Consider the following 23,314-nt stretch of genomic DNA (forward strand, 5'->3'; position numbering starts at 1 on the left):
CAATCAGCAAAAACAGACGGTTTAACAAACTTTAGCTTCACAAAGCCACCTCTCCCGCCGATTCCGAGCCGGACGGAACAGAAGATGTGACACTTTGATTATCTGAAGGTGCAAAAAGAAACCGTCAGCAGGCTGCACAGACAGAAATTCCCAACCGGTTGGGAACCAAGTTCCCAACGCCTGGGAAACCTGTTCCCAACGGCTGGGAATGATGTTCCCGACCGACAAGGAATTATCGGATGCAGCGTTCTGAAGACAACACCCGCCGACGAGACCTCTTCCCATGTGTGTCTTCACCCTGTGAAAGACCTTGTCACTGCATCCAGCCTGACGGTCCTGTCACAAAAAAGGCGGACACACACGTGCCCGCCATTGCTTGTCTCATTAAAATATTACTTGAATCGTTGTCTTGTCCTCATGTCTCCCGACGCGGCAGATTCCCTACCGGATGACTATCTTCCGCCCGGCATGGATATAAATGCCGCGCTGCACCGGACGGGCGGAGAGCCGCTGGCCAGAGAGTGTATAATAAGCACTGTCTGCCACATTCCTGCCAGCCTGCACATTGTTAATGCCCATGGCAGCCGTCTTGTCAGTAAGCGTAAACTTCCCGTTCTCCTTCGTTGAGGAGATTTCAAAGTAGGAGGTCTTCTTCACCCGCTCGACATCCAGCGTCTGGTTGTCGCTCGCAGTAGCTGCTGTTCCGATGCTGAACACGAAGTTCACGTAGTCGTCTGCATTGTTGAGGGTATAGTCCTTATAGTACCATTTCTTTCCGTCTTTGGTTTCCGCTGTCGTCACACGGTCGCCCGGCCACGCCGTACCCTTGTGCGTGCCGCCCCAGGAGTGATAGTTCACGTAGCTGTTCCAGCCCACCTTATCGGCATTCACATAGACCCGGATGGTCTGCGGCGTGAACGGTACGGGGCGTTTCACCTTGTAGGAGCGGGTAATGACCTTGCCCACAACTCCATTGACGAGCAGTGCCACCTTCAAGGTCGTCTCACCCTCGGGGATGGTTATCTCCGTATCTGAAGCTACCCGTGTGCTGCCAGCCGTGGGTGTCGTACCGTTCGTTGTATAAACAAGCCTGGCATCCGCATGAGCTGACACAGCCGTCAGCTTTACTTTCAAGTCCTCTGTCTCATACGTACCGCTTGCCTTGTCCGCCCATGGCGTTTCTGCCTCACGGGCGAGATAGTAAGCATAGTGATAGCCGCTGAGCAGCTTTGCATAACGCCCCGGGGATACAGACAGCCCGTTGGCACCCTTGCCGACAACCACCAGCAGCTTGCCGTTCGTTCCCTCGACGGTATTTGCATAGTAGTCTTTCGAGGAACGGTAGGGCAGATAGCTGCTCATATTCGTCACGCCAGCCAGCTTGCGGGCGGCGATCATCGCCTTGATTTCCTTCGGATAAGCCAGGTAATGGGCATAGAACACACAAGGTGTGCCCGGCATTGCCAGCAGATAGGCATTCGCGGCAAGCGTGTCCCGGCGGATGGGGTCCTGAGGTTCGGAAGCCGAACGATACTGCATATCATGGTTCTCGACAAAGGTGACGGCATACTGCCGGTACTTCCCATCCTCGACCGTAAGCCCCGATGCCCCTGCGAGCTTCTGCCAGTCGTCGGCATTGACGGCATCACGCACCGTATAGCGGAAGGCGAAGTCGAAGGCTGCGCTCTTCTTGCCGGTGGCGTCGATCCACGACTTCACCGTATTGGTATTGCCGTCCCAGTACTCGCCGACAGAGTACTTCACGTTGGCAGCCGTATTATAGTCGCCGATGTGCGAACCGGCAAAGCCCTTAACCATGTCATAACGGAAGCCGGCATAACCGAGATCGTTGAGCAGGTAATTCTCGTATGCCTTCACGATTTTCTGCACGTTCGCTTGCTTGTGGTCGAGGTCGCGCATACCGTCCCATCCTTCTCCTTCGTCATCGTTCGTACTGAGCTGCACCCCTGTACGGCGGGCCTCAGCGGCAGCTTTGCCATTGTCGTCGTTGGCGCAGACATCCGTTGACTGATGCTGATAAGTCACCCCCTTGTAGGCCTCGGCAGGGAAGCCGAACCAGCCACTGTTCGTGCCGTGATGGTTGATGACGACATCGGCGATGGTCCCGATGCCTTTTGCCTTGAAAGTTTTTATCATGCTGCGGAGCTCCGCCTCCGTACCGAACGAGGAGTTCTGGTTGAAGTAATAAAGCGGATCATAGCCCATCGACTTCGATGCAGCCGCCTTGCCGCTCTGCGGCACCCATACAAGGTCGAAGCAGCCGGCGAAATCGTCGGCTTTCTTCTCCAACACCGTCCATTGGGAGTCGTCGAATGAATCCCAGTAGAAGCCCTGCAGCATCACGCCGCCGTAGCCGGCCGGCCAGCCCTGTACCCCCTGTGCCATAGAACAGAGAGAAAGTGCCAAAGTAAATGCACCTGCTAACATTCGTTTCATATAGATCTCAATTTTTAGTTCGTCTGTTTCTGGAGTCAGGAAGAATAAAAGGAGTCAAGGGGATAAAAGACTCCCCCGCAACACTCCGATATATCCCATACTCTAAATGACACATTCAGCCATTGTCAGTAGGTACAAAGGTAACCATTAATCATCTGCCACACGACATATTGCTCTTCTGCCATGCAAAATCTTGATGCAAACGTTTGCACTCGTATTTTCAATTCTGTGCGGGTTTCCACCGACATCCCCCAAAGAAACGTTCCATCCGTCTCATTCGCCCAACAAAAAAGGTGCATCAGCTTTCACACCGATACACCTCTTTCTCAATTTATAAATCCTGTATTTATGGAGCTACTTCCATTGTGCAATGAGACTTGGTATCACACAGAAGGTAGAGTTTGATGTTGTACTTACCGGCTGCAACCTTGATATTGCCGCCCTTGAGAGTAATGTCGGCCAATGAGCCGCCCCAGTCTAAATCCCAGGCTTCGTTGGCACGGAATTTCATCTCACCCTCGGTCAGTGTGATGCCTTTGATTTCCCAGCACTTGTCTGTTGCGTTGTAGGTCATTGCCTGGTCGCTGTCCCATCCGCCTGCTGTTGCAGAACCGATGACACCGACACGGTTGATAGCAGTGTAGGTAAGCGCCTGTGACGTGAGGTCGACATCCACCTTGTAGAAGCCCTCAGGCTCTGTCATGACGATGTTGCCACCTTTCTCGACGAGTCCTTCGCCATAATCCGTACCGTTCCAGTCCTGCTGGGTAGCGAACTTAAAGCCGTTCTGGTTGAGGTACATAAAGCCCGTGTACTTGCCGTCGGCATCAGGGCTATAGAGCGGATTGCTGAACGACCAGCCGTTGGCATCGCCCGACATGTACAGATACTGCGTGAAAGCCGGTGCGACACAGGTGACCTTTGCCTTCACGTTCTGTGTGAGTGAAAAGCCCTCGCCACGCTGCAGTCTCACCTTGTTCGTAACAGCGACAGCCACTTCGTGCAGGTCGCCGTTCTTGCCATAGAGGTTCTCTACGGCAGAGACGAGTTCTGAGCTCTTCACCTTTCCGCCCTCACTGGCATTCAGTGTCGCCGTCTTGCTGTTGCTGGAGAGTACGGCCGTCAACGTCTGAGAAGTTACGGCATCTGCAGAAACCAACGTCGGAACGAACAGCTGGACTGAGTCGGCCGTCTCCGTCTTGAAATCGATGGCCGGTGCTTCAGCGACGGTAAATTTCACTTCGCCGGCTGTCTCTGCACCGTTGGCCTGTGGCTTAGCCCACTCTTCATATTCATCGCTGCCGCAACTTGCCAGCAGCAATGCGGCACTTGCCATGATAAACAATTTCTTCATTTCGATTCTTCTTGTTATGTGAGGAGGACGCGCCGCCATGGTTGTGCCTGCCGGCACGTCCCCTGTAATCATCCTTAATAAACTATTGCTTTACAAAAGAATACTGACCCGTAATATCGTTGAAGTAGACCGTGTAGGTGCCCTTCTTGTTACGGATGTTCTTTCCACCCTTGGTGGCAACACCATAAGGGAACGCCTCAGCACCCCAGTTGTCGTCCCAGGCCCCGTTGGCAGCGAACTTGCAGCCCTCGCCGTCGGCACCGGTAGACTTCTCCGTGAAGGTCACGGTACCCTTCCAGTCATGGTTCTCAACGACCGAGGTCTCGGCTGTCAGCGGCGTGCCGCCGGCAGCATTCCAGCTGTCATGTTTGCCTGGAAGTGCCATCGAGGCATAGGCAGTAGGTGCTGCTCCCGTGTACTTCTCGATTTTCAACTTCAAATTCTTCGTATCGTAAGTGATTGTGTAGTAACCTGCTTCCGGAACTATAATATCTCCGGAACCACCGTCGTTGTACTTGAAGTCGCCGAAGCTTGCACCCTGACCGACCTGACCGTCATTCCAGCTTGAAGGATTCTTCTTCAGCTTGAAGCCGGCTGTTGACAGGTAACCCGTCCAGGAGATGACACCCTTTCCGGTCTTCTTGTCATACTCCTGGCCCTCCATAGGCAGCAATGGAACCACCTGACTGTTGCCCCAGGAACCGTCACCGAACGATCCGCCGACGAGGTACCACGTCTCGACCGGTGCGTCGGAAAGTTCAACATAGTAAGGAGCAACGCTCACCTTCACCGGATTGGAGTAAATGGTATCACCTTTCACCAATGAATAGACACGCGCATAAAGTTCCTGGCTGGCAGGAACCTTTCCCTCTTCATAACGTTCCATCTTCTCGACGGCCGTAGCAAGGTCGGCAGCAGAGACCGATGTAGAGCAAGTCGTTGTCGGCGAACCTACAGGCGCATAGTCGCCCCGCTCGCTATCCATATCCACCACCTGGTCGACAGACTTCGTCCACTTGTTGGTGGTAGAGAACTGCATACCGTACTCAGCCGATACCGGGAAGCCGTAATCCGGCTGTGACCAACTGAAGTTCAGGCCATTGGCAACCTTCAGGTCGACTGTCTGGGCTGCGTATGCAGGTGTATTCAGCGTGAAGGTTTTCGGTGTCTGGAGGGTCGGATTGTTGTCCAGATCCTTCTCGCAGGCAGAGAACAGCGCCACACTTGCACACAACAGCAATGATGACTTTATTATTGATTTCATATTGATTGTTCTTTAATCGTTTTGCTTTCTATTGTTCTGTACGTGTCACTTCGATGAATACCCTGGGTTCTGTGCCAGATTGCCGTTGGCTGTCAGGTCGCTCGTCGGAATCGGGAAGAGGTTGAAATGAGCATCAAAGTTACGGCCGTTCTTCACGCCGCCCTTCCAGCTCCAGTTGTAGTTGACGTTGCCGCCGAAATAGCCGAAGCGGATCAGCGTAGTACGGCGCAGGCCCTCGAAGTAGAACTCGCGGCTCCACTCGTCGCAGATCTGGCGGAGAGAGTAAGCTGTATAGGTCGTTGCATGAGCACGGCTGCGGAGTTCGTTGATGTACTTCGCACCATCGGCGGTCGTCGTGCCGCCGTTCTGGCGGGCATCAGCCTCGGCATACATCAGGTAAGCCTCGGCAGCACGCATAAGGAAGAAGTCGGCATCAGGGAACTTGGAATCGTGTCCGGCAGAACCGTCCGTCTTGAAGTTGTTGAACTTGCAGACAGAGAAGCCGTTGGTAAACACCTTCACGCCATTCTCATCATCGCCGTTGGTAACGTTGCGTCCGTCACCGTCGAAGAGGGCACGGTCGTCGTCGGCTGCCGCCGGCATGGCGTATGCACTGATATTGGGAGCATCGTTGTTCGGGAAGAACTTCTGTACAAGGTCGGGACGCATACGGTTGCCGGCCCATCCTTCTGTCGTGTTGTTACCCTTTTCCGTGGCACTCTTCACACGCTCCTTGTTGTCGTTGCAACCCGCCATGAGGAAGAGGGTCGTACCCCATGAAGTGGTCTTCTTGCCATCCTGCAGAATCGGGAATATGGCCTCAACGGAGGAACCGTTCTCACCATTGTCACCCATGAACAGCTGCTGGTAGGCACTCCACTGTCCCTTCTTCGCAGTGTAGAGCTTGTAAGGAGAGTCGATGACTTTCTTGGCATAGGTCTTCGCATCTGCCCAGTCAGCAGTGCCGGTATAGACCTCGGCATTCATGTAGAGACGTGCCAGAAGCAGCCAGGCTGCTGCCTTGTCAACACGGCCGTAACCCTGGGTGGAAGAAACCTTGGGCTGCGGTTCGTTCAGTCCCTGTTCAATCTCCTTCAGCTCGCTGACCAGCCATTTGTAGAGGTCGGCACGCTTGATACGCGGAGGTTTCGTTGAAGAGATGGCTGTCGTGAAAGGAACATTTCCCCATTCATCCAACAGATAATAATAGTTCAGCGCACGGATGAAGCGTACCTCTGCCGACATCGTTGCGTTGTAGTCGCCGTAATCTGACAGATACTGGTTGCAGTAGGTGATACCCACACAAAGACGGTTATAAAATCCCTTCAGCATGGGGTTGGACGCATCGTAGGTGTTGAAGTTGAAGTTGGCAACACCCTCGTCGCCCCATGAGCAGATGGCCTCGTCGGTTGGCAGCTCCTGCGAGTTGAACAGCTGACGGATGTAACCACTCGTACCACCGTCGATACCGTCAACATCACTGTCGCCGTTGGCACCGCCGTTTCCGGCCATGGCAATGTGGGCATAACACTTGTTGAACGAGCTTTCTGCCGGCGTATTCTCCTTCGTATTGAGGTTCGGGTCAATCGGCTTGACATCCAGGTCACCCGTACAAGAGGAGAGTCCTACAGACAGCAGAAGCGCTGCCGCAGAGAACATATATTTGAATTTAGTATTCATTGTCTTAACTCTTTAATAGATTTAGAAATTCAGGTTCAACCCCAGGATGAACGAGATAGGACGCGGATAGAGGTTGTTGTCAATACCGTTGAACACCTCCGGGTCGAGGCCCTTATACTTGGTGATGCAGAACACGTTGTTGACAGTTCCGTAGATACGGCCGGAGATACCGTTCCATGAACCCTGCTTGAGAAGGTTCGCGAAGCTGTAACCCAGTGTCACGTTGTCCATCTTCAGGAAGGAAGCGTTCTGTACCCAGTAGTCACTCTGTGTTGAGGTCGGATCATTTGACAGCCAGTTGTCACCCACAACTTCTGAAGGACGGTTTACAAGGAACTTGCCTTTCGGGAAAAGATCCGAAGTCGACATATTGGAAGTACTTGCAAAAGCGTCATTGTAGACATAGTTGCCGATGCTTGCACGGAGTGCGAAGCCGAGATCCCAGTTATGGTACTCGAGGCGGGAAGCAAAGCCCATGGTGACAGGAGCCGCCGGTTTCTTGTAGTAGTACTTGTCTGCATCGGTGATCTTGCCGTCGCCGTTGCGGTCTACGACAACACCCTCCAGCGGCTTTCCGTTCTTGTCGTATGCCTGCTGGAACACGTGGAAAGAATTGACTGCATTGCCTACGTGCTGCGCCTGGATGTTTCCGCCTGTGCCGGCAGAGATACCGCCTGTAGGAACGTAATAGTCAGGGTCAGAACCACCGTTGAGGTCGGTGATCTTGTTGTAGGTGTAGGTGAAGTTGTAATCCATCGTCCAGTTGATGTCCTTGGAGTTCACGGCCAGCCAGTGAATGCTTGCCTCGACACCCGTGTTGTACATCGATCCGATGTTGCTCATCACCTCGTTGCGGAAGTTGGAGCCCGCCGATACGGTCGCTTTGTTGAGGAGGTCGCTGGTCTTGCGGTAGTACCAGTCGACGGTACCGGAAAGACGCTGCCTGAGGACACCCCAGTCAAGACCTATGTTATAAGAGGTAGTCGTCTCCCACTTCAGTGTCGGGTCATACGCTTTCGGACGGGCCAGAGAGCCGTCACCGGCAATTGGATAGTAAGAGTCGTTGCCTGTGTTCATTTCGTACACAGCGAAGTAGTTGTAGTCGCCGATACCTTCCTGCTGACCGGTCATACCCCAGCTGAGGCGGAGCTTCAGGTCGGACAGCCAGTCGATCTGCTTCAGCATGTTCTCTTCGTTCATGCGCCATGCGAAGGCGAAGGACGGGAATACAGCCCAGTGGTCCTGGAAACGGGAAGAACCGTCGTCACGTACTGTTGCCGTCACCATGTAGCGGCCATCCATCAGAGACCAGTTGGCACGGCCGAAGAAAGAAACGAGGTAGTTCTCCGTCGCATAGTTATAGTAACTGCGGTTGCGCTCCTTGCCGGCAAGGCTGGTGTCCTTGTTCGTCGAAGGATAGAAGCTCCAGTAAGAATTATGGGTGTTGTGCCAGAAGTGTGCCCACTCGTAGCCGGCCATGATGTCAAAGTGGTTCTTGGCCTTGTCGTTGAAGTCGTGGTAGTACTGTGCGTAAGCAGACAGCTGCATATTGCGCTTCAACTGTGACTCCCAGCCGTATGAGCCATAATAGACAGCCAGTGGGGAAGCCGGGTCGACATCCGTTACCTGGCGTCCCTTTGCAACATCAAGGCCTGCCGTCACGTGGAGGCGCAGGTCCTCAAAGCCGTGTACCTTATAGTCGATGTCAGCACTGCCGAGGAAGTCGCGGCTGATGGCACGGTCGTTCTTCAGGTTGAGGATAGACACCGGGTTCTTGGTTGCAAGAGAATAGAATGTCATCGGCCATGTCGGATCGTTGAGGGCTGTACCGTCATCCGTCCACTGGTAATAACCGCCGAAGTTGTTGAAACCGTCTGCATAGACAGGCTGTGTCGGGTCGAACTGACGTGCAGCCTTGATCGCCTCGCCGTCAGCATAGCGGTTCTTGGTCCACATGCCCTTGGCGTTCAAGGTGACCTTCAAATGGTCGTTCAGGAGAGAAGGGCTTAATGTCAGGGCACCCGTGAAACGCTCGAAGCTGGAGGTCTTGACGATACCCTGCTGGTTGGTATATCCCGCACTGACACGGTAAGGCAGCCAGTTGGCAGCCTGACCGGACACAGCTACGTTGTGGTCGTGGCCGATGGCGGTACGGAAGATTTCGTTCTGCCAGTTAGTATTGGCCTTGCCCAGGCTTCCGTAAGCTGTCGGGACCTTGTTGCCGTTAGCGTCCAGCGTGTACAGTGCCGTACCGTACTTGCTCTTTATCAGGTCACGGTACTCATCAGCCGACAGCACGTCAAGGTTCTTCGACTTCGTGCTGACGGTAAAGCTGCCGTTATAAGAAATCTGCATACCGCGACGACCCTTCTTGGTGGTGATGATGATGACACCATTCGAACCACGTGAACCGTAGATAGCTGTAGCGGAAGCGTCCTTCAGGACGTTGAACGACTCAATATCCTGCGGATTGACGAGAGAGAGCGGATTGGCCACACCCTTGACACCTGTCTGGTCCATGGCCACACCGTCGATGACAATCAACGGACTGTTGGACGCATTCAGTGACGAACCGCCACGGATACGGATGTTAGAACCGCCACCCGGCGTACCGCCGTCGTTGGTGACGCTCACACCGGCAACTTTTCCGGCGAGCATATCCTGCGCATTGACAACCAGACCCTTGTTCTTGCCGTCCGGCTTCAGAGCCGTGACAGAACCGGTAAGGTCGCTCTTCTTCACAGCACCGTAACCGATGACGACGACTTCATTCATCTGCTGTGCCACGTCTTCCTTGAGCGTGACGACCATGCCATTGGATGCAGCGACCTGCTGCTTCTGATAACCAATGTAGGAGATTGTCAAGGTTGCACCGGGCTGTACGTTGACAGAGAAGTTACCGTCAAGGTCGGTCACCGTACCGTTGGATGTCCCGTTGATAAGGACGGAAGCACCAATGACGGGCTCGCCGGCAGCATCCTTCACCTGTCCAGTAACAGTAGACTGTGCAAAAGCACTGACTGAAAGGAACAGCCCCAGCAAAAGGGTCAGTATCCTGACAGGAAATTTGCATTTTACCTGCTTCATCATTTTTGTTAATTAAAAGATTATAAATTGATTAAAGTTATTTTGTACACTCCGTCAAGGTCGGTTAATAGCCGATAGCATTGGCTTTATGTCTGCAAAGTTAATCGAGTTTGACGGATTTCACACTTTTTTGTCTTTGAAAATGTTATTTACGCTGTGCAAACGTTTGCACAAATAAATAATGATTAATAAATTGACATAGGTCAAATGATTTGTGAAAAATGTGTATATTTGCGTTACCAAAACAACAAACGGGCTAAGAACGGACTAAATCGAATGGTTGATACACCCAGCATAACGATGAAGGATATTGCACGGGACCTCGGTGTCTCCGTGGCGACGGTGTCTCGCGCCCTCAAGGACAGCCCCCGTATTTCGGCCGAGAAGCGGGAAGAAATAAAGAGGTATGCGCGCGAGCATTACTTCTCTCCGAACACCATTGCCGAAAGCCTGCGGAAGAGCAAGGTACAGCCTATCAAGGTCATCGGTGTCATCATCCCACAGCTTTCCCACTTCTATTTCTCGTCTATCCTCTCGGGAATCGAGGAAGAGGCCTCGGCACGAGGCTACCGGCTGATGGTGGCACAGAGCCGGGAGAAATACGAGGACGAAGTGAGGATATGCCAGGCATACTTAGAGAGCAAGGTATGCGGTATCATCGTATCGCAGGCCAAGACCACTTCCAAGTACGACCATTTCCAGCGGCTCGCCAGACACGGCACACCGCTTGTCTTCTTCGACCGTATCTGCACGGGCATCAATGCCAGCCGGGTCGTCGTCGACGACTACATGGGAGCCTACGCCGCCGTCACCCACCTCATCGACACAGGCTGCAAGCACATCGCCTTCTACGGCACGAAGCTGACCATGGAGATCGGCAGGAACCGGTACAACGGCTACCGGGACGCCCTGCTCAAACACGGCATGCGCCCCGACGACCTGCTGATCAGGAACTGCGACAACCGCGCCGATGCCGAGGCCATCACACCCGACATCATGAGCCTGGGCATCCCGCCCGATGCGTTCTTCGCCGTCAACGACGATACGGCCATCGGCATTCTCTATTCCTGCAAGCGCATGGGCTACCGGGTGCCGGAGGACATTTCCATCTGCGGCTTCACGAACGGTGAGCGGGCCGTAGCCTGCGAGCCGATGCTGACGACGGTAGAACAACGCGGCAAACAGGTGGGCGAAGAGGCCGCCAACATCCTCATCGACCAGGTGGAAGGAGCCTTGCCAAAGGACAAAGTAGTGAAGCGGGTGGTCAGGACAAGGCTGATCATCAGAGGGACAACAAGGTGAAAGCCTCCCCCAGCCCCCAAGGAGGAGCATGCCCACGGAAGCCAGTCAGGACAAGGCCTATCATCGCTTATCACAGCCTATCATCACCTACAACAGCCTATAACCGCCTACCCTTCCTTACAGGATCCGGGAAGGCACAAATACAAATACAACAATGAAGCAAAAGCCTAACTTAAGTTTCTGGCAGCTCTGGAATCTCAGTTTCGGATTTTTCGGAGTGCAGATCGCCTATGCGCTGCAAAGCGCAAACATCTCCCGCATTTTCGCGACACTGGGTGCTGACCCGCACAAACTCAGCTATTTCTGGATACTCCCGCCGCTGATGGGCATCATCGTACAGCCGATCGTCGGGACACTGTCCGACAAGACATGGACACGCTTCGGACGGCGCATACCCTATCTCTTCATCGGGGCTGCCGTTGCCGTCCTCGTGATGTGCCTGCTGCCGAACGCCGGGTCGCTCGGCATGGCGGTATCGACGGCCATGGTCTTCGGACTGCTCTCGCTGATGTTCCTCGACACGAGCATCAACATGGCCATGCAGCCGTTCAAGATGCTGGTAGGCGACATGGTCAACGAGAAGCAGAAGACGCTCGCCTACTCCATACAGTCGTTCCTCTGCAACGCCGGATCCATTGCGGGCTACGTCTTCCCCTACTTCTTCACCCTGCTGGGCATCTCCAACCAGGCGCCGCTGGGCGTCATCCCCGACTCCGTGGTCTATTCCTTCTACATCGGTGCGGCCATCCTCATCCTCTGCGTCATCTACACGACAGCCAAGGTAAAGGAAATGCCACCGGAGGAATATGCCGAGTACCACAGCCTGAAGAAGGCCGACAACGAATCGAAGGCAAGCATGCTCACCCTCCTGAAGAATGCGCCGGCCACCTTCTGGAAAGTGGGCCTGGTACAGTTCTTCTGCTGGTTTGCCTTCATGTATATGTGGACTTACACCAACGGCACCGTGGCAGCCAACTGCTGGGGCGTGGATATGTTTGCAGCTGACGCCACCACAACCACAGGCTATCAGGAAGCCGGCAACTGGGTGGGCATCCTCTTTGCCGTGCAGGCCATCGGCTCCGTAGCATGGGCAATGGTGCTCCCGCAGTTCAAGAACCGCAAGATGGCATACGCCCTTTCGCTTGTCTTAGGCGGCATCGGCTTCACCATGGCGGCCTACGTACACGACCAGTACCTGCTGTTCCTCCCGTTCATCCTCATCGGCTGTGCCTGGGCTTCCATGCTCGCCATGCCGTTCACATTCGTCACGAATGCACTGGAGGGCTACGGGCACATGGGGGCATACCTCGGACTCTTCAACGGCACCATCTGCATACCGCAGATCGTCGCTGCTGCGGTAGGCGGCGTACTGCTTCATCTGGTGGGCTCCGTACAGAGCAACATGATGGTGGTTGCCGGCGTCGCCCTCATCCTCGGTGCGCTCTCCGTCGGCATCATCAAGGACCGCCGCACGGCAGAATAGGGTTTCACAACTCTTTTTATATATCTCTCTGAAGAACAAGGTGTGTTGAATGGCGATTCAACACACCTTTCTTTTGGTTCTTCCGTTGTGCGGATGCTTTTCGTATAGCTTTAACGGAAGAACAGAAGTGATTCATTCAACAAAAACACAGCCAAGACCGTCAACAGTCTATCCTGTTATCCTCCTCCGATACAAAAACCTTTTCATTAACACGTTGGAAAAACAGATAAGACATTGAAAAGTCCTTACACAATTCAAACAAATCATCTGCGAACATAAAAACACACGTACAAAAAGAAAAATTGTAACCGACAGTCAATCAGCTGGTTATTAGGCCATTTATAAAAGGTGCTTAATTGGGCCTCAAAAGGGCGTTGGTAATGCGCTGAAAGAGCACCTGCTGCAAGTCAATCAGGCTTCTTTTAGAAGCCAGAAGAGCATGTGTCCGCTTTGGCTGCATGAAAACAGTTTACAGACACTGGTGATATGGGAAGTTGTTTGCAGAAGAGGAAAGACAGGCTGATGGACAGGCTTCGTATCAATCTGCCTTTTCAGCATTTCATCGGTTCTTCCGAAATATGGAGTGATAAAGCAAGCCTGCTACATAATAAAGCATACAGAGAAGCGGAGGAAAACCATCACGTACAGGTCAGACAGGGCTTTCCACGTCACTGCAATACCTGTTAAAGGTTAACGTCCGGCTTATGTGGGAAGTGTTGACCGGACTGGAACAGAAGCCGGCAAAGGGACGGCGATGCCAGGACATCGTCTGTAACGACAGACTCCCTGCCGCCATCCTCCATTCACGACAGCAGGGGCTGCCGGCATCTGCCGGCAGCCCCTGCTGTTGTATATAATTAAGGTGGAATAAAGTGTCCCACGACCCTCAGACCTTCCTTTCCCGCAGGAAAAGGGAATGTAACCCTATGTTCTGTACACCTGTCAGAAACTGAGAATCATTGTCTGACGGTGTCCCAGCGGGATGTTCCTGGTCAGGTCGACGGACTTGCCTGTGGTGATGTCGGTGGCTGTCGCATGTGTTCCGATTACTTCGGCATAGCGTCCGACTTCAAGCTGGTTGTCGGCTTTCCTTCCGTTGAGGACGGTGAGTACGGTCCTGCCTTTATGTTGACGGGCAAGCACATAGACCCCGTGCCAGGGGATGAACTGTGTCTGCGAACCACGGGTGATGACTTCGTTGTTCTGCCGCCAGTGCAGCAGTCGGCGGATCCAGTCGTACATGGCATTCTCGGCTGCAGTGCGTCCTTCAGACGTGAACTTGCTGACCTTGTCGCCCGGGAAACCGCCGGGGAAGTCCTTGCGGACATTGCCGTCGGTCACCTCCTTGGTGCCGTTCATCAGTATTTCCGTACCATAATAGAGCTGCGGGATGCGGTTCATCGTCAGCAGGAGGGCATAAGCCTGCTTCAAAGCCGTAGAGTCCTTTCCGTTTCCGAGGAAGCGGTCGGTATCGTGGTTTTCGATGAATGCCATCACGAATGACGGGTTGGTGTAGAGATAGTCATAGCAGAGGGAGTTGTAGATACGGTTCAGTCCCTTCCACCAATCGTCCGTCTCTTCGTGCTTCGCCTGTGAAAGGCGGTCGAAGAAGGCGAAGTCCATCACAGTCTTCAGGTAGCTGTTGATGTCCGACAGTTTGCTGTCCTTCTGCCAGGCTGCCGTGTAAGCCGGCTCTGTGACCCATGTCTCGCCCACGGCGTTGAAATTGGGATATTCCGCATCGAGTGCCTTCATCCACGCTGCCATTGCCTTGCGGTCGGCATAGGGATAGGTGTCCATGCGGATGCCGTCGATGCCGACGGTCTCGATCCACCACTCGGAGTTCTGGATAAGGTACTTGATGACGTGCGGGTTGCGCTGGTTGAGGTCGGGCATGGACGACACGAACCATCCGTCCACGGTCTCCGCCATGTCCACCTTGCTGGCATACGGGTCGAGAACAGGGGTGAGCTTGTAGCTTGTCTGCAGTCCGTAGCCGGGATGGTTGAACCAGTCTTTTGACGGTACGTCCTTGTTCCAGGGGTGGTAGTCGCCGCAATGATTGAAGATCATGTCCATGACGACCTTCAGTCCTTTCCTGTGACAGGCGTCGACAAGTGCCTTGTATTCCTCGTTCGTACCGAAGCGCGGGTCAACACGGTAATAGTCGGTGGTGGCATATCCGTGATAGGTACTGTATTTCCCGCCGTCAGCAGGACGGTCATTCTCCAGTACCGGCGTGAACCAAAGGGCTGTCACGCCGAGGTCGGTGAAGTAATCGAGGTGCTGGCGGATGCCTTCCAGATCGCCGCCGTGCCGCAGACTCGGTTCGTTGCGGTTGCAGAGCTGATCCTGCATGCCCTTGACGATGTCGTTCTTCGGATTGCCGTCGGCGAAGCGGTCGGGCATGAGCATGTACAGAACATCCGAGTTGTCAAACCCTTTCCGGTCGGCACCGGCCATGGCACGGGCTTTGAGCTGGAGCTTCTGTCGGGTGGTCTTACCGTTTTTGTTCGTGAAGCTGAGGGTCACTTCTCCTGGCTTCGCATCTTTCAGGTTGAGGTAAACGAGGAGATAGTTCGGCGAGTCGAGCCGCACGAGCGAGTCTATCCTTGCATTCGGATAGTCGGTGGACACATCCGAGAACTTGATGTCCTTGCCGTAGACCATCAGCTGGAGTGTCGGATCCTGCATCCCGGCGAACCAGCTGGCAGGCTCGATGCGCGATATGACAGGCGCGGATGGACGTTGACGGGCGGCTATTGGCATTGACACAGTGAACAGTAAAAGGAGGACAGACTTGCTGAAAACTTGTTTGAATTTCATATTCGGTTCATTATTGTTGTGCCGGGATTCATGGGCCTGATCAGTCCCTGTCAGGCTCATAAGCTCCCTTGTTTAATTGTGAAGAATCAGTGCGCTTTGCCCGTCTACCATCACTTCACCGCCTTCCATCTCGCCCAGTCCGGATTCGTTTACTTCGCCGTTGGCGCATACGATGGTGTATTTTCCTTTAGGGATATTGACCGTGCGGAGCTCCTTGTTGGCGTTGAGGACGACGTAGATGTCGTTCCATCTGTCGCCGCCGGCATGCTCCTTCAGGCGGAAAGCAACGAGACAGTCCTGCGTCGGGAGAAACTCGAGATGTCTGCGGACAAGGTCGGCATTGCCCATGTGGAAAGCCGGATGCGCCTTGCGGAGATGGATGAGGCCGCTGTAGTATCTGAACACCTGTGGATAGACCTTGAGGTTGTTCCAGTCGAGACGGTTGATGCTGTCGGGCGAGTTGAAGGAATTGTGTACCCCTTTCTTGTCGCGCAGCATCTCTTCTCCGGAGAGCATGAACGGCACTCCCTGCGAAGTGAAGACGGCCGTCTGGGCAAGTTCGTCCAGCCTTATCAGCTCGTTCTCGTCGTATTCAGCCTCCGGGACAGAGGCTTTCAGGCGGTCGACGAGGCACATATCGTCGTGACAGCTGACGTAGGCGACCATCTGTGTCGGCTCTGTGGCGTATGGCTTTTTGGAATAGTTCACCTTCGAATAATCCACCTGCGGATGCGCGATCATACCCGCTATGCCTGCCTTCAGGCTTTCTTCCAGCCCTGCTACCCCTCCGAGGAAACCGGCTTTATGGTCATCGGAGAAGGGGCCGCGCAGTGCATCGCGTATGTCATCCGAGAAGGCAGCAACGCCCGGCATCTGCGGGATGGCGGCTTTCATCGCCAGTTTCTCCTGCGGATAGGCGCACGTACCGGCGCTCCATCCCTCGCCATAGACGAATATCCCGGGGTCGATGGCATTGAGCTCACGGCGGATGTCGTTCATGGTCTGGATGTCATGGATGCCCATGAGGTCTACACGGAAGCCGTCGATATGGTACTCGTCCACCCAGTATTTCATCGACTCCAGCATGAAGTCGTGCATCAACGGCCTCTCGCTTGCCGTCTCGTTGCCGCAGCCCGACCCGTTGGAGGGGGTGCCGTCGGCATTGTAGCGGTAGTAAGCCTTGGGGAACGTACGCTCGAAGTTGCTGTTGGCAAGGTCGAAGGTATGGTTGTAAACCACGTCAAGAATCACTCTGATCCCCGCTTTGTGCAGTGCCTGCACCATCTGCTTGAATTCCATGATGCGGCGTGAGGGGAGGTCGGCGTCATAGGAATAGCTGCCCTCCGGTACATTGTAGTTCAGCGGGTCATAGCCCCAGTTGTATTGCGGTACGCCCGGTTTTGACTCGTCCACAGAGGCGAAGTCAAAGGAAGGAAGGATATGGACGGCATTGACGCCCAGCTTCTTCAGATGGTCGATGGCCTTCTGTTCGGTCAGTGCGAGGAATTTTCCTTTGTGTACCAGACCTGATGACGGGTCGACGGAGAAGTCCCGGTGGTGCAGCTCGTAGATGACCAGATCTGCCGGACTCTTCGTCGGTACACGCCGGTCGGTGCTCCAGCCTGCCGGATCGGTTTCCTTCATGTCGATGACGGCACCGCGGCCTCCGTTGCAGCCGACAGCCTTGGCGAATACGCCCGGTGTCTCTCCGTGTCCGATGTCGAAGGTATAGAACTTGCCTTTCAGATTGCCCTTCACGGTGACAGTCCAGATGTTGTCACCGCTCTGTACAAGCTTTATTTTCTTGTAGGCTTTCCCTCCCCGTCCCGCATCGTAGAGCCGAAGTGTCGGTTTGGAAGGGGCGTTGAGGCGGAAAGTCGTCTCGCCGGGAGAATAGGACATCTCGTTGAAACGCTGCTGGGCGGAAACATTCTGTGAGAGAAAGAGGGCGGCAATGGATGCTGCCAGATGATATTTCATATTCATTGTCTGTGTGAGGATAAAAGCCTGACCCAGCCCTTCAGAGGGAGGAATGAGACAGGCGGTGATGGGAGATGTGAGTGGGGACAAACGATAATAAGCGGAGATGGGCGGAATGGAAGATAACGGGAGACCATGCGAGGTCATGAGCAATAACAGGCGATGCCAGGCAATATCAGACGACAATATACGAAGACAGGCGGTGACGGGTAACCGAAAGAACCCCCGTCACCGCCTTCTCTGTCGTTATCGGCCGGCCTGGCTGATCAGGTCGGTTACCTGCTCATTGAAGGCCTTGTTCTTCATCAGGTCCTCAATGCCGACGTGCATGCGGTAGCGCCAGTAATGCTTCGGATTGGCCGGAATGTTGATGCGTTCGGCGTTCGGATCAGCCAGACGGAGGTCTTCGTCAATGCTCATCCAGTCCTGGATACCGAGGATGCACAGCAGACTCGGCGATGTCAGATGCCGGCTGACAATGTCTCTTGCCAGCCATCCCGGCAGCGGATGAGGTGCCGGGCCGCCCCGGTGCAGCATACTGTTGAAGTAATCCTGCGCACGTGCCCAGTCTTCATCCCACCACTGTCGCAGCGTCGCCATGTCGTGTGTGGAGATGGTGCTCACGCTCCGGTACGGGTTTTCGCTGAGATGCCCGAAGCGTACATGCGGATCCTTCGGCATACTCTGGATTTCCAGACTGAGGATGCGCAGTTCGTTCATCACCCATGCCACGCAGTCGGGCACCATTCCGAGATCCTCGGCGCAGACCAGCATACGGGTGGCATTCACCAGTTTCGGAAGTTTCTTCATTGCCTCCTGGTACCAGAACTGGTTGTTGCGGCGATAGAAATAGTCGTTGTAGAGCTTGTTGAATACAGCCTTGTCGCTGTCGTAGAGGCTCTCGTAGATGAAGTCGAACTGAACGCTGATGCGCGGATGGAATCGGTTCGGATCCTTGTGGTCGCGTACGAAGAGCACGTCGCTGATCAGGGCATAGAGTCCGTCACGGATCCAGACATCCGTCTCGGAGTTCTTACCCGCAAACACTTTCTCCACCTTTCGCTGCGTATCATACTCCGGACGCATCCTGTAACGGTCGCCCCATACGTGCTCCACATACTTCTGCCGCACCTCATCGGCATGCTCACGGAAGATACGGTCGAGCACCCAGTCGGTAATGAACGGCTCCGTGAAGAGTTCCTCCTGCCAGTGCAGTCCGTACCCTTCGATTTCCTCACGGCTCATGCCGAGAGCCGGTGCGAACTGTCCGAGCAGTCCGTGAACCGAGCTGATGGGAATCTCCCAGATACGGAAGAAGCCGAGTACATGGTCGATGCGGTAGGCATCGAAGTATTTCGCCATGTTTTGGAAGCGGTTGACCCACCACTGGCAGCCGTCCTTGATCATCTCGTCCCAGTTGTAGGTGGGGAATCCCCAGTTCTGTCCGTTGACGGAGAAATCATCGGGCGGAGCACCTGCCTGTCCGTTGAGGTTGAAGTAGCGAGGTTCCGTCCACACGTCACAGCCGTAGCGGTTCACGCCGATGGGAATGTCTCCTTTCAGGATGACCCTGTGTGCCTGCGCATACTCGTGGACTGCCTTCAGCTGGCTGCTCAGCACGAACTGTACATAATAGAAGAACGCCACTTCCTTGTAGGCTGCATCCTTGGGATTGGACAGCGCCTTGCGGTCGGATTCGTCCCACTGCTTATGGTCTGCCCACCGGGAGAAGTCGGCTGTCCCGAATTTATCCCTCATGTAGCAGTACTGCGCGTAGGGAACGAGCCAGCTCTCAGTCTCGGCAAAGAACGCCTTGAAGGCACTGCTTCCCAGCACTTTCTCCCCTTCCTGCGCAAAGAGCAGCCGGAGGTATTCCGTCTTTGCGTCGTTTACACGCTCATAGTCGATCTGCGGCAGAGCGTTGAGTTCCTTGCGCAGTGCCTCGAATTTCTCCCGCTGCTTCTTGTCCTTCAGCTCCGGCAATGTCGTGAGATCGGCATATTGCGGATGCAGGGCAAAGACCGAGATACAGCTGTAAGGATAGGAATCCGTCCATGTATGGGTGATGGTGGTGTCGTTGATCGGCAGAATCTGCAGCGCACGCTGTCCGGTCTGGCTCACCCAGTCGACCATTTTCTTCAGGTCGCCGAAGTCGCCGATGCCGAAGCTCGATTCCGAACGGAGCGAGAACACCGGAACCAGTGTTCCTGCCACGCGGATGGCCGGAACCGGGAAGAACGCCTCGTCCAGTTCGTAGACGATGGCATCTCCTTCCTCCATGCCGGGCAGTTCCAGCATCCGGTTGTTGCTGTATTCCCATACCGGAGCTGCATCGTTGTCGCGGTTCTTGATGAAGAATTTTATTTCAAGCTGGCTGCCCGAGAGCTTTGCAGCATCCAGGGTAAGGCTCCATTCGTTGATGCTGTGCTGCACCATCTTCAGTGCCTTCTTCACGTTCCACGCCCCCAGTGCAGGCTCAGCCCCTGACAGGTACAGCTCGTCCGACGCACCTAACTGCGGCGCACGCACCTTCAGCGTTACGGCCTTGTTGTAATTGTTGAGTCTCGCTTTCGTCAGTTTCTTCCCCACGATGCAGTCGGCAAGGGCGGAAGTGTAGAGGTAGGCATCCTCCGGGAGGTCGCTCCAGTGGTCGTAGACACGGTAGTTCAGGCCGCGTTCTGCATTGAATTCCAGTCTGTGGTTCATTATCCCCCATTCCCTGCGCTCCTCATTGTCGCCGCGGAGAATGCTGTAGAAGTAGTCTACTTGCGTGCCGGGTTTGGCGTCTTTCTTCACTTCCACCTCCCAGTGGTAGCCGTCTTCCGTACGCATTCTGTACTGTGAGGCCTCATGCGCCCCGTTGTGCTGACCCGTGATGATGTTCAGGACAAGATCTTGTCCATAGTAGGTCTGGTAGTCAATGTGAAACTGTACGTTCATATAGAGTTGGGATAGTTATTTTTCGTCAAAGTTAATCAAATTAATGCAGAATCGCAACTCTGCCGCACATGATTTAAATCAATTTGTGCGTAATCGATTGCATGATGTCGGTCAGGTGAGATTTCTCCAGACGCCCGCCGCCGCATCTTCTCCGTGGTATCGGCGTGTCACCGGCTCCGTATCTGCCTCTTCACGAGGGCATCCGAACTCATGAAGAAGCCTCCCGTACCACGCCCACACCAGGGAAACTCCTCATTGTCAGCCGTTTGCCTGCACCCTATGCGACCTTTCCGCTCCGTCCCCGGCCTTGCAATATCACCGACAACACAGCCTGCCCCGCTGCTTTCTGCAAACGTTTGCACAATGAAAAACACTGATTATCACCGGCATCTACATTCAATACGGCTTAAAACAGTACATTTGCAGGACAAACCCGAAGATACATACAACCTAAATATATAAGATGAAACGATTACTTTTATTATTTTCATTCCTGCTGTCGTTACAGCAGGGATTCAGTCAGGGATGGCCCTCCAAATATCAGGGCGTTATGCTGCAAGCCTTCTATTGGGACTCCTACGAAGATACGCATTGGACAAAATTGCAGTCACAAGCCGATGTCATCAGCCGTAGTTTCAACTCCATCTGGGTGCCGCAGAGCGGTTATTGTAATACCGGTCTCAACGGCAAGAGTATGGGCTATAACCCTGTGTGGTGGTTCAATCAGAACAGTTCTTTCGGTACGCAGGAAGAACTCAAACAGATGATTGCCGCATTCAATGCCAGGAATGTTGCGGTGATTGAGGATGTCGTGATAAATCACAAGAGCGGCGACAAAGACTGGTGCGACTTCCCGGAAGAAGAATGGAAGGGGAAGAAACTTAAATGGTCATTGGCTGACATCTGCCGGGATGACGAGGCAAATGAGAAGTTCCCTGTTTCTGGCAATTACGATACTGGCGACCATTTCGGCTACCGTGACTTAGACCACAAGGGCGAGAACGTACAGAAAAACGTGAAGACCTATTTGCAGTTCCTCAAGGAAGAGATGGGCTATAAGGGTTTCAGATACGACATGGTGAAGGGTTATGGTGCGGAGTTTATTAAGATATACAACGAGGATGCCAAGCCGGAGTTTTCTGTCGGAGAGTATTGGGACAGCAATTATGACAATGTAGTGGGCTGGATCAAAGGAACCGGCTACACCTCGGCAGCTTTCGATTTCCCTTTGAAATACATCATCAACGATGCCTTCGGAAACGGTAATTGGGGCGCACTGACCTATAAGGGGGTAGCCGGCGACCCGAACATGAGCCGCTATGCGGTGACTTTCATAGACAATCACGATACTTATCGCAACGAAAACGGTGAGAAGTTGCAGAACAACATCCTGGCTGCCAATGCTTTCATATTGGCAATGCCGGGTACGCCCTGTATCTTCCTTCCGCACTGGAAAGCCTATCAGACCGAGCTTGAGAAGATGATTGCCGCACGTAAAGAAGCGGGCATCAGCAATCAGAGCAGGATAGTATCAGGTAAATACTACGATGGCGGTTATGTAACCATCGTGCAGGGTGAGCGCAGTAAGATTATGGTTATCAGCGGTTATCCGAAGGGCGTTGACACGGAAGGGTACACACCCGTGTCGGTCGGAACGGCAGAAAACCCGAATTATGCCTTCTATAAGGAGACAAATCCTGCAAAGGACATCACGGTATATGTGGAAGCAAACGAGCAGCCACTCTATCTCTATGCGTGGACGGACAATGACAGTCCGCTCACAGATGGCTATCCTGGAACCCTGTTGACAAAGAAACGGCAGGTGGGCGATAAGGTATTCTATTATATGACATTGAAGGCTGACCGTCTGAACTTCCTGCTCAACAAGGGTAGTGATGCTACAAAGACGGACGATGTACGGGGTATAACCAACGATGTGTTCTATACCTACAACAACAGAAAGGCAACGGATAACACTGCGCAGTATGAAAATGAACCTGTTATGGGTGAAGTGAATCCGCTTACTTTCAGCAACAGTGAGACTGTAGCTTTCTTTGAATCGCCTGCATCGTGGGGCAAAGCAGCTTGCTGGGCATGGGATAGTCATTCAAATTATACGGGTGGCAACTGGCCGGGACAGCAGTGCGAATACATCGGGAAAGCTGCCAATGGCAATAAAATATGGAAGTGGACCTGCAACGTTACAGGAACACCGGAAAATATCATGTTCAATGATGGAGTAGCCACAGGCACACAGAAAAGCCATGAATACGCCTTTACCAATGGCGGCTATTACACGATGAGCGAGAGAACCGGTGCAGGCAGCAACACCGACAATCTATTTGAACGCGAATTTAAGGGGAATGTGAAGAGTACCCTCTGCCTGCCATTCAATGTCAGTCCGACAGAAGCTGTGCAGCTTGACGGTAAGATTTATCAGCTGACAGGTGCGTCAAACGGAGTCTTCATCTTCAAGTCCTGTAACTCGATAGAGGCTTTCAAGCCTTACGTCTTTATAGCCAACAGAACCGCAAAATGCCTCATTCCGTTCCGTGGAAAGGCTGTACTTTCCGGCAATGCCATTCCTGCAACAATTGGAGATTACACCTTTGCAGGTACAATGGCCAAGGTGACGAAGGTGTCAACAGCAGAAACATCCTGTTTTATCTATACAGCAGCTGACGGCAGCTTTGTCAAGGCAAACAGCAATGCCGGTGTCGTCATCCCTGCCTATCGCTGTTACTTCCAGACGAAGTCGGATGCTGCCGCACCTGCCAAGATGCAGTTCATCAACGAATCCACTGGTCTGAGTACAATCACTTTATACGAAGATGACAACATCTATACGCTGCAGGGTGTATGCCTGGGCAGGCGTTCAGCACAGTCCGACCTGCCAAAGGGGATATACATTTACAAAGGCCGAAAGATCCTAAAATAAAGA

The 23,314-nt window shown here is 53.7% G+C and carries 11 protein-coding genes; 3 read left to right on the forward strand and 8 right to left on the reverse strand.

The window, feature by feature from the left end; translation table 11 throughout:
* Positions 1 to 441 precede the first annotated feature (441 nt).
* The 5 genes from J4864_RS04505 to J4864_RS04525 form a co-directional block, all read right to left on the reverse strand.
* Positions 442 to 2,457 (reverse strand): alpha-amylase family glycosyl hydrolase, encoded by a 2,016-nt coding sequence (locus tag J4864_RS04505; protein WP_211813838.1) that lies wholly within the window; start codon positions 2,455 to 2,457, stop codon positions 442 to 444.
* A gap of 346 nt (positions 2,458 to 2,803) precedes the next feature.
* Positions 2,804 to 3,811, reverse strand: a complete 1,008-nt coding sequence (locus tag J4864_RS04510; protein WP_004353278.1) for an Outer membrane protein SusF domain-containing protein — start codon at positions 3,809 to 3,811, stop codon at positions 2,804 to 2,806.
* A gap of 82 nt (positions 3,812 to 3,893) precedes the next feature.
* A complete protein-coding gene (locus J4864_RS04515) occupies positions 3,894 to 5,075 on the reverse strand; it encodes a SusE domain-containing protein (protein WP_211796813.1) in 1,182 nt (393 codons plus the stop codon).
* Between the two features lie 45 nt (positions 5,076 to 5,120).
* Positions 5,121 to 6,755, reverse strand: coding sequence for a RagB/SusD family nutrient uptake outer membrane protein (locus J4864_RS04520; RefSeq protein WP_211813839.1), 1,635 nt, complete (start codon positions 6,753 to 6,755; stop codon positions 5,121 to 5,123).
* A 21-nt stretch (positions 6,756 to 6,776) separates the two neighbouring features.
* Positions 6,777 to 9,842 carry a SusC/RagA family TonB-linked outer membrane protein gene (locus J4864_RS04525; RefSeq protein WP_211814616.1) on the reverse strand — a complete coding sequence of 1,022 codons (3,066 nt, stop codon included), beginning with the start codon at positions 9,840 to 9,842 and terminating at the stop codon, positions 6,777 to 6,779.
* A gap of 276 nt (positions 9,843 to 10,118) precedes the next feature.
* Here J4864_RS04525 and J4864_RS04530 point away from each other — a divergent pair, with 276 nt between their 5' ends.
* Together J4864_RS04530 and J4864_RS04535 are read left to right on the forward strand one after the other, a co-directional pair.
* A complete protein-coding gene (locus J4864_RS04530) occupies positions 10,119 to 11,144 on the forward strand; it encodes a LacI family DNA-binding transcriptional regulator (RefSeq protein ID WP_211813840.1) in 1,026 nt (341 codons plus the stop codon).
* A 154-nt stretch (positions 11,145 to 11,298) separates the two neighbouring features.
* On the forward strand, positions 11,299 to 12,627 hold the full coding sequence (locus J4864_RS04535; RefSeq protein WP_211813842.1) for an MFS transporter: 1,329 nt from the start codon (positions 11,299 to 11,301) through the stop codon (positions 12,625 to 12,627).
* 942 nt (positions 12,628 to 13,569) lie between these two features.
* Here J4864_RS04535 and J4864_RS04540 read toward each other — a convergent pair.
* The 3 genes from J4864_RS04540 to J4864_RS04550 form a co-directional block, all read right to left on the reverse strand.
* Positions 13,570 to 15,453, reverse strand: a complete 1,884-nt coding sequence (locus tag J4864_RS04540) for a glycoside hydrolase family 13 protein (RefSeq protein WP_040555125.1) — start codon at positions 15,451 to 15,453, stop codon at positions 13,570 to 13,572.
* 72 nt (positions 15,454 to 15,525) lie between these two features.
* The gene (pulA, locus tag J4864_RS04545; protein WP_211813843.1) at positions 15,526 to 17,439 is read right to left on the reverse strand and encodes a type I pullulanase; all 1,914 of its coding nucleotides are present in this window, start codon (positions 17,437 to 17,439) and stop codon (positions 15,526 to 15,528) included.
* A gap of 240 nt (positions 17,440 to 17,679) precedes the next feature.
* Entirely contained in the window at positions 17,680 to 20,373 is a 2,694-nt protein-coding gene (locus tag J4864_RS04550) for a 4-alpha-glucanotransferase (protein WP_211813844.1), read from the reverse strand.
* Positions 20,374 to 20,836: 463 nt separating this feature from the next.
* Between J4864_RS04550 and J4864_RS04555 the strand changes: the two genes are divergently transcribed.
* Positions 20,837 to 23,311 carry an alpha-amylase family glycosyl hydrolase gene (locus J4864_RS04555; RefSeq protein WP_211813845.1) on the forward strand — a complete coding sequence of 825 codons (2,475 nt, stop codon included), beginning with the start codon at positions 20,837 to 20,839 and terminating at the stop codon, positions 23,309 to 23,311.
* Positions 23,312 to 23,314: the final 3 nt, after the last annotated feature.

The sequence above is a fragment of the Prevotella multiformis genome, assembly GCF_018127985.1.
In the GTDB taxonomy this organism is placed as follows: domain Bacteria; phylum Bacteroidota; class Bacteroidia; order Bacteroidales; family Bacteroidaceae; genus Prevotella; species Prevotella multiformis.